The sequence below is a fragment of the Streptomyces sp. NPDC029296 genome (assembly GCF_055569255.1).
Genome location: NZ_JBVHXT010000082.1, coordinates 10,727 through 19,624, shown reverse-complemented (window position 1 = coordinate 19,624; position 8,898 = coordinate 10,727). Strand labels below are relative to the sequence as shown.

The following is an 8,898-nucleotide window of genomic DNA, read 5'->3' as shown; positions in this document are numbered from 1 at the left end:
CTTCGTCTTGTTTTTTCGGTGGGCGGTACTTACGCCCCCCGCGGCCAAGGCGGCCCCCCCCCCCACTGCGGTGTCGGGTGCTACTGGGTGGTCTCGGTGATGACGAGGAAGGTGTCGGTGGTCAGGTTTCATCACGACCCGGGCGTCCGGTGTGCCCTGGGCGCGCTGGGCGGCGGCGTATTCGTCGGCGGGCCAGAGGCCCCGGGGGTGTCCGGCGGGGAACCGCTCCAGGACGGTCCGCTGGGCAAGGCCGTCGGCGGTCATCGGGTGTCGCCTTCCTCGTAGGCGTCGATCAGGTCGCTGATTACCTCGGGGCTGGCGGCTTCGCCGACCCAGTGGCCGGACGCGGTGAACACCGGGACTTGGTCACGGTCGGCGTCGAACACGGCGATGTAGGTGCCGAACCGCTCCAGCAGGAGGTCATAGAGCACGGGGGCCGGGGCGGCCTCGAGGACCTCCAGACTGTCGACGCTGACGCGGGCCGGAGTGGTGGGGTCGTCGGGCTGGACGACGGTGCCAGTGACGCGCAGGAGGTCACCGGTGCGGATCTCGCGCAGCAGCACGTCGGCGATGCGCGGGTCGGCGGTGGTGCAGGTGTACACGGTGTCCGGGACGCCGGGGGCGGTTCGGTCCAGGACGGTGGGGGAGTGGATCAGATCGAAGCGGGCGATGCCCCAGCCGGTGTCGGGGTGGGGATCGCGTCGACGTAGCCGTCGATGGCCAGGTGCGTCTGGTGGTTCATCAGCGGGCCTCCACCGGGGGCTTGGTTGAGCGGGGTCGGGGGGAGTGTTGTGTGAGGACCAGGAGCTCGTGGTTGCGGCGCTTCTGGGCATCGGTGAGCGGGCGGGCCTTCGCGCCGTGGCGGTGCCAGAGCGGCGAGGCCGGCGGCTCCGGGTAGGCGAGGGCGTGGTCGACGTCGCGCTGGGTGCTGTTCATGAGTGCCTCCAGGTGGAGGGGGTCAGGCGTGGTCGTCGTCGTGCTGCCGGCGTTTGGGCTGGAGGTCGGAGGCGAACCGGCCGAGGCGGGCCTCGGTCGGGTTCGCGGCGATGCAGGTCTCCGCGCACTTCCCTGTCGAGTTCTTCTGTTCAGACCTGCAGGCCGCGCCTGTCGTCCGGGGACAGGTATGACTGAGCGCGCGTTATGGCGCTTCTGAGCATCAGAGGTGGCGAGGCAGCTTCACCGCTATCGGGTTCCGGCCGCTTGCCTGGCGGGACCCGCGCGAGGCCAGACGTTCTGGCGGAAAATTCGTGTGCCTCAAAGGACTGGGCGGGTTATTGTCGCCCGCATGAACGTCACCGGCCGAAGCGCCATCGCGACCGCGCGAGCGACCAGCTCGCCGGTTGCCGCCGTCTGACCTTCTCCCTTTCCCACCGGCGACCGGAAACGGCCCGTCGGTGGTCCCGTGGCGTTCTTGGCTTCTTGCCCCGGCGCGATGACCAGCGTGGTCCGTTATCCGGTGCCTTCCCCGCTGTGACGCGAAGGAGCCGCCCCCATGAACACGGAGACCATTGTCCGCACGTTCGTCGAGTACTTCGAGGAGCGTGATCACCGCCAGATCACCGGCTCGACGCTGCTGCCACCCCCTGGCGACTCGGTGCTGTTCACCACCTCCGGCATGCACCCGCTCACCCCGTATCTGGAGGGGCGCCCCCATCCGCTGGGCCAGCGGCTGGTCAATGTGCAGCGCTGTCTGCGCACCACGGATCTGGAGGAGGTCGGCGATGCCACCCATCTGACTGTCTTCGAGATGCTCGGCACCTGGTCACTGGGCGACTACGAGGGCTCACTGAGTCTCGGCTGGGGGTACAGGCTGCTCACCGATGGACTGGGGGTCGATCCGGGCTTGCTCCATGCCACCGTCTATGGCGGCGATGACCAGATCGGGCCAGACACTGCTTCCCTGCAGTTGTGGCAGGACCTCGACGTTCCCGTCGAGCTCACCGTGGAGGACAACTGGTGGTCCAACGGACCCGTCGGCCCGTGCGGCCCCGACTCGGAGATCTTCCTGTGGAGCGGTGACACCCCACCCCAGTCGACACCCACACGCGACGACCGCTGGGTAGAGGTCTGGAACCACGTGATGATGCGCCATCGTCGACTCGAGGACGGTTCCCTTGTGCCGCTTCCCCAACGCAACGTCGACACGGGGCTCGGCCTGGAGCGGCTGGCCTCTCTGCTGCAGGGCAAGTCGTCAGTGTTCGAGTGTGACGTCTTCGACCCCTGGCGCCGTATCGTGCCGGCTCTGTGGCCACTTGACGAGCCGTCGCTGCGCCTGGTCTACGACCACCTGCGATCAGCCATCGTGGTACTGGGCGACGGAGTGCGCCCGGCCAACACTGGACGGGGTTACGTGCTCCGCCGCCTGCTGCGACGAGTGCTCACCGTTCTGTGGCGGGACGATCCGTCGCGCGGTCTCGGAGACCTGCCGGACGAGTTGGTCTCACACACCCTGGACCACTTCCGCCAGGAAGTAGATCCCAGTGACGTGCGCCGACTGCTGCTCGAGGAGGAGTGCCGGTTCAGTCGGCTCCTTGAACGAGGTCGGCAGGTGCTTGCCCGACCCCGGTTCCAAGGCCCGCTGAAGGAGGAGGACTTCCGGTACCTCCACGACACCCACGGTCTGCCTCGCGATCTAGTCACAAGCCTGCGGCAAGAGTGATGGCGGGGACGAGAGTGGGTGCAGACCAAAATGAAGGAATCGGGCCTTACGGACTGCCCACAGCGGCTTTCTGCGACTGCGGCTGGTCACGGCCGGAAGTCGGGCAGCTGCGCAAGCACCCGCGTCAGCAGCTCCGGGGTCGGCTTCCACGGACCGAGCAGTCCGGTGGCGGGGACCGGCAGCGGCAGCTCCTGGATGTCGGTGAGGACCAGGTGCCAGGCGCCTGGGTGCGCCCACCGTGTGCAGGGCGGGGAGCCTTCGGTGTCCTGGTGGCAGTCGGTCAGGCGCGCGACGCCGAGGACGGCCCCGCTGGTCAGCTCCCGGCCGCGGATCGTGTGGGCGACCAGCGGGAGCCGCAGGGCGGCCGCGTCGATGCGCTGGCCGGCGTGCAGGAGCATCCAGCCCCGCCAGCTCCAGGGCTTGGGCCGGTTCTCGATGCTCTTGGCGCCGGTGAGGATGCAGGTGGCGTAGGGCTGCTGGACGGTGATGCCGCGGATCCAGTCGCCCTCGGGCAGAGTGATGGTCATGCGGCACACCCCCGTCCGGCCGGGGCCGACCGTCCGGCCCGGGTAGCGGTGAGCTGCTCGTGCAGCGCAACCGCCTGCTCGGTCCGGCCGGTGAAGGGCCGGGTGACGGTGGTCATCGCGGGGGTGCGTTGTCCGGTTCGGGTCCGGACGCGCGGGACGCAGTCCATACTGGGGATCTCCCTCTCGTCTCGTACGGGGTGGGTGGCCCGGGGCAGGCGGTTTGGTTGTCCGCCGTGCGCCTGTCCCGGGGCGTAGCTACAGCGCGACGTCGCTGTTCCAGCTGAGGGGGTTGTGCCAGAGGCCGGCCGTCGCGGCCGTCCACTCCAGCTCCCAGCCGGGCCGCAGCCCGCGCGCCGTCCAGGTGTCCGGCTGCCCGCTGGGGATCTCGCGTCCGGCCGTGTGCGCGGCGAGTGCTGCGTCGTACGCATGGTGCGCGCGGCTCAGGGCCGTAGCCGGGGAGTCGGCGACGCCGGTGAAGACGTGAAGTCCGCTTCGGCCTGGGTGGGCGGGATCGTGTATCGGGACGTCGACCTCGTAGGTGCGCAGGATCATGACGCCCATCTCCCTTCGTGCACTCGTGTGGTTAAGGGGACACTGCGACCGTCCCCGCCTCGGGCGGGTGCCGAGGCCGGGGCAGCACAGAGTGCGCTCAACCCGGTGAGGGGTCAGCCGGCCGTCGCGATGGCGTCGCGCAGGTGGGTGCGCGCCCGAGCCAGAAGCGCGCGCTGGCCGCTGTCCGGGCCGGTCAGTGCGTCGGTGAGGTAGCCGACGGCGTGGTCCAGATCCTCGCTGGCGCCCTTCCAGGTGCCGAGGCCGGAGAAGCCGAGGACGTCGCGGACCTCTTCGACCAGGCCGATGAAGACGGTCGCGGTCGCGCCGCGCGGTACCGGGATTTCGATGAGGGCGGCGAGGTCGGCGGCGAAGCAGGCGTGGAGCGCGGCGAAGGTGTCGGTGCGGGTCTGGACGGCCATGGCGGGGTCTCCTTGTCAGAAGTCGAGCCGGATGGTGATGGGGATGCGCGGGTCACGGGAGCGGGTGTGGACGGTGCCGCGGTGTGCGGCGAGGCCGGCGGCGCCGCCTTGGATCGGGAGATGACAGACGGGGCAGCCGTGCCACCACGCGTCACCGTCGGGGAGTTCGGCCGGGGTGAGCAGGTGCGGGTGCGGGCCGTCGGCGGCCCGGCTCATCCGCGGACCGCCTCGGTGTACTGCGCTTCGAGGTCGGCGCGGCCTTCGGGGTCGTCGTCCAGGTCGTGGTCGCTGGCCTCCTGGTCGAGGTCGTCGAAGCCGTCGTGGACGGTGCAGATGGTGTCCTCGTGCCGGTTCAAGCCGCCGGTCAGGGCTCGGACCAGGCAGGTGACGCTGTAGGCGGGAGCCCAGGCCGGAGCGGTGCATTCGTCGTCGTGCGGGCACGGCACCAGCACGTCGAATCCGTAGTCGCCCTCGCCGTCGACGTCGGTGCGCAGGGCGAGGGTGAGGTGCTGCTGGCCGAGGCGGATCTCCGCGACGCGGTCGCCGCCAGCGAGCGTCGAGCCGGGCTTCCACTGCCACAGCGGCAGGATCTCGGGACCGAAGAATCGGCGAACGAGGAGCAGGGCGCCCAGGCCGTCGCCGCCGTCCAGGCCGAGGTCCGCCTGGCGGTTCTGGCTCAGCCGCTCCAGGAACGGCCGCAGCCGGCCGAGGGCGTCGGCGAAGACGAATTTGCGGAAGCCTTCGGCCTTGAAGGTCCGTTGTGAGTCGACCATGTCCCTGTGCTGCTGGCGAACCACGGCGTCCGGCACCGTGCAGTTGGCCTGGCGCGGGCCCTGCCGCGTGATGCACACGGTGGCGGGGGTGGGGACCAGGACCGCGATGGGCAGCATGTTGTGTCGCAGGGCGGCGGCAACCAGCGGCTCCCGGGCGGCTCGGCTCACGTTGGTGGCGTCGACGACCGTGAACAGCCTGCGGCGCATCCTCGCTTCCAGGAGCAGGTGCAGGGCGGCGACCGCGTCACCGGTGGCCGCCTGGTCGCCGGCGTCGTCGCTGACCGTCTCGCGCAGCGCGTCCAGGGACAGGACCTGCGAGGCGGGCCAGGTGGCGGCGAGCGTGGACTTCCCGGCGCCGGAGGGGCCGATGAGGACCACGAGGCTGTGCTCGGGAATCGGCGGGTGGGTCGGCTCGGTCATGCTCACTCTCCTTGTGGGTGAAGGGTGCGGGCAGCCCGGAGGTGCTGTCCGGCGTTGTCAGTGATCAGCGAGGTGGTGAGGTCGTCCTGGGTCTGCTGGAGGGTCGGGGCGACGGTGGTCTCGGCCATGGCGATGGGGGCGGTGAAGGTGGGGGAGGGGTGAGGGTGCATGCTGGATGTCTCCCGGGCCCGGAAACGGGTGCGGGAGTGGGTGGCTGCCCCTTTTTGCCGATGCGCGGCCACCCTGCAGGTCCCCGCCCTCGGCCGTGTGGCCGGGGCGGGGCGCTGTCTGCCTAGTAGGGGGTCTCGGACTGTGGCTTCAGCTGCGGCTGGAGCGGGTGGCGGTGGTGGCCCGGGCGGTGTCGGCGAGCGGCACGGTCAGCTCGTGGCCGTGGTCGACGGCGTCCTCCAGGCGCTGGATGAGCTCGGGGGCCAGGCCTGGGTCGCCGGGCGCCGGTCAGGACGCTTTCGGAGTAGAGGACGTCGGCGAGGAGGCGGCTGCGGACGTCGAGGACGCCGGGCTGTACGGCCAAGGCGGTGGTGTTGCGGTGGCCAGGGCGGCGTGGTCGGCGGCCGCGCGGTAGGCGATCTCGGGCTGCTCGACTGGCGCCCGCCACGCCTATGAACCGCCCGTTCTCCCACGGGCAGTCCGGCGAGTGCTCGCCGATGGCCTCCTCGGGGGCGACGGCGCAGGCCGGTTTGTCGGCCATGCTGCGGCAGCGGTCGCAGTCCCTGACGATGCCTCGTCCTCATCGGACGGGAGCACATTCAGCCGCCGGCGGTGAGTTTCTGGCCGTCCCTCATCGAGACGTCAGGCGGAGCTATTGGGGCGGGTACGAGTCGTGATCGATGTGCGGGGGACGCCTGGGGCGGGTCCTGGATCGGCAGGTCGTCTTGCGCGACGCGATCGTCGCTGACGGGCCAGGACTGGGAGCTCATCGGCCGTGCTCGCCGATCGGCGAGTACGGCCTGTACCCGGCGTGGTCACGGCAGGAGTTCGACAGCGTCATTGAGTACCTCGGGGTCGTTCCGGAATACCTTGGGTATGGCCGAGGCTGAGCTGATCATGGGTGAGATTCTGGTGATTGGCGCGACCGGCAACGTCGGCCGACAAGTTGTTGTGCAGCTCCTGGCCGCAGGTGCCGCCGTGCGTGCATTAGCGCGTGAGCCCGAGTTGGCCGAGCTGCCTGAGGGGGTCAAGGTAGTGGGCGGGGACCTGACCCGGCTGGACACGCTGGAGGGAGCACTGGCCGGTAGCGACACGGTGTTCTTGATCTGGCCGTTCCTTACGACCGAGGGCGCCCCTGCCGTGCTGGAGGCGATTGCGGGGCATGTCCGCCGCATCGTCTATCTCTCATCGTCGGGGGTGAACGAAGACGCCGAACGCCAGACTGACCCGATCAACCAGCTCCACGCCGACATGGAGCGGCTGATCGAAAGGTCCGGAGTGGAATGGACCTTCCTAAGGGCGAACACCATCGCCTCCAACGCGCGAGGGTGGGCCGAGCAGATCCGCACCACGCACGTAGTCCGTGGTCCCGACATCGCCGCCACGGCGGTGATCCACGAACGCGACGTCGCGGCCGTGGCGGTACATGCGCTGACCGAAGACGGGCATGCGGGCATGAAATACGTCCTGACCGGCCCGCAGGTAATCAGCCGAGCCGAGCAGGTACACATGATCGGGGAAGCGATCGGCCACCCTGTGCGCTTCGAGAAGGTCCCGGTAGAGGTCGCACGTCAGCAGATGCTCGCTGATGGCAGGCCGCCCGCTCTCGTCGAGGCCCTGTTGGCCAGCGCTGATACGCGACCCGAGTCGAACCTGATCACATCCACGGTGGAAGAGATCACCGGGGCGCCGGCGCGCACGTTCCGCTCATGGGCGGAAGAGCACGCTGATAGTTTCCGCTAGTGCTGTGACCGCACAGGTTCGCCGGGTTGGACGATCAAGCTGACGAGCGGTTGGCCTCCCCATCGGATGCCTTGCCCGCTATGGACCTTGACGCGTTCACGTCGCCGATACGGCAGTAGGGTGAAACGGTGACCTCCTTACCGGAAGACTCGCCGCTGCCGATCGGCGAAGACGACCGTGATACGGCCGTGCAGCGCCTGCAGGAGGCGTACGCGGAAGGGCTCATCCAGCACGGGGAGTTGGATGAACGCCTCCACCAGGTGCTCACCGCCAAGGCGCACAGCGAGCTCGTGTCCGCTCTGGGCTCACTCCCGGCGGAGCACCCGGGCACCACGTCAACGATCGCTGCCGCCAGCGGACGGATCCAGCGGCGGGGCGCATGGCGGGTACCTCGGATCCTCAAGGTCGAGTCCGCATACGGAAGGGTGCGCCTGGATCTGTCCCGGGCGATCATGGAGCATCCGGTCGTTGATATCGAGCTGCAGCTCGGAACCGGCGGGGCCAGAATCACGGTGCCTCGCGACGCGGTCGTTGACGTCGAGGGTTTGCGCACTGGGTGGAAGGACCTGCGCTACAAGGCACCGCGGCGTTCCCGCCCCGGTGGGCCGACGGTCCGCATCTCTGGGACCATGGGATTCGGACGATTGAGGATCCGCCATGCCTGGCATTGAGGCTCCATCGGCACTAAGGCGTGGTCGAAATGTGGATCACAGGGTGGATGTATCTGCAGCCTGGTCGTAGAGCCGCTCGATCTCAGCGACCGCCTCAGGGAGGTGGTGGTTGGGCTTCTCGTGCCAGTAGTTCGCCAGTATGCCGGGGAGCCAGCGCAGATGGCGTTCGTACAGATCAGCACCTGCGGGGGTGGCTCGCAGGTCGCCATCTGCCTGCTCCAACAGACCGCAGTGGAGGGCGGCTGCTTCGTGGAGGTCAGCCCCGAAGAGCGATTTGAGGTACTGGTACCTGTCCGCGCGCTGCGGGTCGCGGGCTTCTTCGATCAGACCCCGGACCACGGCCAGGACGTGGACTGGGCTGATCACATCGTGCGGTGCTGATGACCGGCTCATTTCGCCATTGTCTCCTCTTCCTTGGGCCGGGACAGGAGATGCTCCGTTTTGTGACTCGTGGGGATCTCACAGACGAACAAGGGCGGCAACTGGCATTGCTGTTGCCGCCGGCGCCGAAGCTCGGTCGTCCTCCGCAGGACCGCAGGCAGGTCCTCAACGCGATCTGGTGGCGGGCCCGGACCGGTTCGCCGTGGAGGGCTGCGCCCGAGCGATGCGGGCCGCGGGAGGCAGCCCCGGACGCCGCGCGGACGCATTCGATGCGTGTACGGCGCGGGCTGGTCACCGGGTGACGGCCTTGGCCGTGGCGATGAGCGCGGCGACGGTCTCCCATCCGTGGTGCCAGGAGTGGTCGAGGTGGAAGGCGCCGTTGATGCCGTGCGAGGCCAGCTTGTAGAAGTTGGTCTTGCCGGTCTTGTCGGCGAGCTTCTCCAGGACGCCGTGGCCGGGCACTCGCCGGTCCGCGATGTAGTGCGTGCCGAAGGACAGGGCGAGGGGGGGGGGGGGGGGGGCGGGGTGGGGGGGGAGGCCCCGCGCGCGGGGTCCGAGCCCGGCGAAGAACGCCTAGGTGGTGGT

The 8,898-nt window shown here is 69.4% G+C and carries 14 protein-coding genes; 4 read left to right on the top strand and 10 right to left on the bottom strand.

Going from position 1 to position 8,898, the window contains the following annotated elements; genetic code table 11:
- Nucleotides 1–260 precede the first annotated feature (260 nt).
- Both ACZ4W9_RS39550 and ACZ4W9_RS39545 read right to left on the bottom strand, forming a co-directional pair.
- A complete protein-coding gene (locus ACZ4W9_RS39550) occupies nt 261–602 on the bottom strand; it encodes a hypothetical protein (protein WP_467944080.1) in 342 nt (113 codons plus the stop codon).
- A gap of 139 nt (nt 603–741) precedes the next feature.
- On the bottom strand, nt 742–936 hold the full coding sequence (locus ACZ4W9_RS39545) for a hypothetical protein (RefSeq protein WP_467944079.1): 195 nt from the start codon (nt 934–936) through the stop codon (nt 742–744).
- Between the two features lie 556 nt (nt 937–1,492).
- Here ACZ4W9_RS39545 and ACZ4W9_RS39540 point away from each other — a divergent pair.
- Nucleotides 1,493–2,659, top strand: coding sequence for an alanine--tRNA ligase-related protein (locus ACZ4W9_RS39540; RefSeq protein ID WP_467944078.1), 1,167 nt, complete (start codon nt 1,493–1,495; stop codon nt 2,657–2,659).
- A gap of 86 nt (nt 2,660–2,745) precedes the next feature.
- Here the strand turns inward: ACZ4W9_RS39540 and ACZ4W9_RS39535 are convergent, their stop codons facing one another.
- The 6 genes from ACZ4W9_RS39535 to ACZ4W9_RS39510 all read right to left on the bottom strand — a co-directional run bounded on the left by ACZ4W9_RS39535 (nt 2,746) and on the right by ACZ4W9_RS39510 (nt 5,520).
- Nucleotides 2,746–3,186 (bottom strand): ASCH domain-containing protein, encoded by a 441-nt coding sequence (locus ACZ4W9_RS39535; protein ID WP_467944077.1) that lies wholly within the window; start codon nt 3,184–3,186, stop codon nt 2,746–2,748.
- Nucleotides 3,187–3,441: 255 nt separating this feature from the next.
- Entirely contained in the window at nt 3,442–3,738 is a 297-nt protein-coding gene (locus ACZ4W9_RS39530) for a hypothetical protein (RefSeq protein WP_467944076.1), read from the bottom strand.
- Between the two features lie 113 nt (nt 3,739–3,851).
- On the bottom strand, nt 3,852–4,157 hold the full coding sequence (locus tag ACZ4W9_RS39525) for a hypothetical protein (protein ID WP_467944075.1): 306 nt from the start codon (nt 4,155–4,157) through the stop codon (nt 3,852–3,854).
- A gap of 15 nt (nt 4,158–4,172) precedes the next feature.
- The gene (locus ACZ4W9_RS39520; RefSeq protein ID WP_467944074.1) at nt 4,173–4,373 is read right to left on the bottom strand and encodes a hypothetical protein; all 201 of its coding nucleotides are present in this window, start codon (nt 4,371–4,373) and stop codon (nt 4,173–4,175) included.
- Nucleotides 4,370–5,350, bottom strand: coding sequence for an AAA family ATPase (locus ACZ4W9_RS39515; RefSeq protein WP_467944073.1), 981 nt, complete (start codon nt 5,348–5,350; stop codon nt 4,370–4,372). The genes ACZ4W9_RS39520 and ACZ4W9_RS39515 overlap by 4 nt, the downstream gene beginning before the upstream one ends.
- A 2-nt stretch (nt 5,351–5,352) precedes the next feature.
- The gene (locus ACZ4W9_RS39510) at nt 5,353–5,520 is read right to left on the bottom strand and encodes a hypothetical protein (protein WP_467944072.1); all 168 of its coding nucleotides are present in this window, start codon (nt 5,518–5,520) and stop codon (nt 5,353–5,355) included.
- A gap of 874 nt (nt 5,521–6,394) precedes the next feature.
- On the opposite strand from ACZ4W9_RS39510, the gene ACZ4W9_RS39505 reads away from it, so the two are divergent.
- Together ACZ4W9_RS39505 and ACZ4W9_RS39500 are read left to right on the top strand one after the other, a co-directional pair.
- Nucleotides 6,395–7,261 carry an NAD(P)H-binding protein gene (locus ACZ4W9_RS39505; protein WP_467944071.1) on the top strand — a complete coding sequence of 289 codons (867 nt, stop codon included), beginning with the start codon at nt 6,395–6,397 and terminating at the stop codon, nt 7,259–7,261.
- Between the two features lie 128 nt (nt 7,262–7,389).
- Nucleotides 7,390–7,932, top strand: coding sequence for a DUF1707 domain-containing protein (locus tag ACZ4W9_RS39500; protein ID WP_467944070.1), 543 nt, complete (start codon nt 7,390–7,392; stop codon nt 7,930–7,932).
- 36 nt (nt 7,933–7,968) lie between these two features.
- Here the strand turns inward: ACZ4W9_RS39500 and ACZ4W9_RS39495 are convergent, their stop codons facing one another.
- The gene (locus ACZ4W9_RS39495; RefSeq protein ID WP_467944069.1) at nt 7,969–8,325 is read right to left on the bottom strand and encodes a hypothetical protein; all 357 of its coding nucleotides are present in this window, start codon (nt 8,323–8,325) and stop codon (nt 7,969–7,971) included.
- Between ACZ4W9_RS39495 and ACZ4W9_RS39490 the strand changes: the two genes are divergently transcribed.
- Nucleotides 8,313–8,615, top strand: a complete 303-nt coding sequence (locus ACZ4W9_RS39490; protein ID WP_467944081.1) for a transposase — start codon at nt 8,313–8,315, stop codon at nt 8,613–8,615. The genes ACZ4W9_RS39495 and ACZ4W9_RS39490 overlap by 13 nt on opposite strands.
- Here the strand turns inward: ACZ4W9_RS39490 and ACZ4W9_RS39485 are convergent.
- Nucleotides 8,605–8,775: a hypothetical protein gene (locus ACZ4W9_RS39485; RefSeq protein WP_467944068.1), complete on the bottom strand. Its 171-nt coding sequence runs from the start codon at nt 8,773–8,775 to the stop codon at nt 8,605–8,607. The two genes, ACZ4W9_RS39490 and ACZ4W9_RS39485, sit on opposite strands and share 11 nt — an antisense overlap.
- Nucleotides 8,776–8,898: the final 123 nt, after the last annotated feature.